Origin of the sequence: Pseudoalteromonas sp. TB41 (genome assembly GCF_000497975.1) — a bacterium.
GTDB classification, from domain to species: domain Bacteria; phylum Pseudomonadota; class Gammaproteobacteria; order Enterobacterales; family Alteromonadaceae; genus Pseudoalteromonas; species Pseudoalteromonas tetraodonis.
In genome coordinates this window covers 1-1,539 of record NZ_AUTH01000001.1, presented here as the reverse complement: position 1 = coordinate 1,539, position 1,539 = coordinate 1, and the positions used below count along the sequence as shown (strand labels likewise).

3 protein-coding genes are annotated in these 1,539 nt (G+C 42.2%); all 3 read left to right on the top strand.

Annotation, left to right across the window (positions count from 1 at the left end; genetic code table 11):
* The first annotated feature begins 273 nt into the window (after nucleotides 1-273).
* Entirely contained in the window at nucleotides 274-702 is a 429-nt protein-coding gene (gene rplM, locus L641_RS0100020) for a 50S ribosomal protein L13 (protein ID WP_002957960.1), read from the top strand.
* Between the two features lie 8 nt (nucleotides 703-710).
* Entirely contained in the window at nucleotides 711-1,103 is a 393-nt protein-coding gene (gene rpsI / locus L641_RS0100015) for a 30S ribosomal protein S9 (protein WP_024600778.1), read from the top strand.
* 177 nt (nucleotides 1,104-1,280) lie between these two features.
* Nucleotides 1,281-1,539: four helix bundle protein (locus tag L641_RS0100005; RefSeq protein WP_024600777.1), on the top strand; the 259-nt coding region annotated here is incomplete at its 3' end.

The window sequence follows — 1,539 nt, the reverse complement described above, 5'->3', positions numbered from 1 at the left end:
CTGACCGCTGACCGCTGACCGCTGACCGCTGACCGCTGACCGCTGACCGCTGAGTAATAACTTTTCTTGAGGAAAAAACAACCGGCCGGTAGCAATGTTATTTAAGTGCTGGTATACTCCCGCGTCTGCCACGTTGCGTTCTATGTCCTCATATAGTTTAGCCACTTGTGAGCGGCGCAAAAGTCTAAAACTCGAAGGGGTTGTAGCAAACTTAGAGCGGTAGTTAAACATAACTACCTGTGGTTTTAATTGAAAAACATTGGATTTTTATAAATGAAAACGTTTGTTGCTAAACCAGAAACAGTAAAACGTGACTGGTACGTAGTTGACGCTGAAGGTAAAACTTTAGGTCGCATCGCTACTGAAATCGCTCATCGCCTACGCGGTAAGCATAAAGCTGAGTACACACCGCACGTAGATACTGGTGATTACATCATCGTTATTAACGCTGAGAAAGTTACTGTTACTGGTAATAAATTCAAAGACAAAGTGTACTATGCTCACTCTGGTTTCCCAGGTGGTCTTAAGTCTACTACTTTTGATAAACTTCAAGCTGCAAAGCCTGAAATGATCATCGAAAAAGCTGTTAAAGGCATGTTGCCACGTGGTCCTTTAGGCCGCGCTATGTACCGTAAACTTAAAGTTTACGCGGGTACTGAGCACAATCATGCTGCACAACAGCCTCAGGTTCTAGACATTTAAGGAGCACTATCATGGCAAATCAATACTACGGTACAGGTCGTCGTAAAAGTTCAAGTGCTCGCGTATTCTTACGCCCAGGCACTGGTAACATCGTAATCAACAAGCGCTCTTTAGAAGAGTACTTTGGTCGCGAAACAGCACGCATGGTTGTTCGTCAAGCTCTTGAGCTTGTTGACATGACTGAAAAGTTTGACTTACACATCACCGTTGCTGGTGGTGGTACTACTGGTCAAGCTGGTGCTATCCGTCACGGTATCACTCGTGCACTTATGGAGTTTGACGAGTCATTACGTCCACAACTTCGTAAAGCAGGTTTCGTTACTCGTGATGCACGTAAAGTTGAACGTAAGAAAGTGGGTCTTAAGAAAGCGCGTAAGCGTCCACAGTTCTCAAAACGTTAATTTTTACGTTATCAAGAATTCAAAAACCCAGCTTATGCTGGGTTTTTTGTTTTTAGATAATGAGTTTCGAGTAACGGGCTACGAGAGCCGAGCTGCGAAAGAGATTAAGTTCCGTGCGTTAAATTATATGTTTACTATAATTTATGATGAATGCGGGATTAAGGCTAAGGAGTGGTTGTGAGGTATGAAAGTTTAGATGTATGGAAAAAGTCTTTCTCATTAAGTTTGTTTGTATATCAAACTTTTGCTGCTTTGAGGGATTTCGGCTTAAAAGATCAAATGTGTCGAAGCGCAGTTTCAGTGCCTAGCAATATTGCAGAGGGTTATGAGCGTTACTCTGATAAAGAAAGAGCTTATTTTCTTTCTGTGGCTAAAGGGTCTGTCGGTGAATTAAAAACTCAGCTAATGATTGCTTTTGAGTTAGGTCATATTAATT

Bases quoted from the DNA above. Each gene is read 5' to 3' on its own strand.
- rplM (WP_002957960.1), top strand. From the start codon at position 274: ATGAAAACGTTTGTTGCTAAACCAGAAACAGTAAAACGTGACTGGTAC.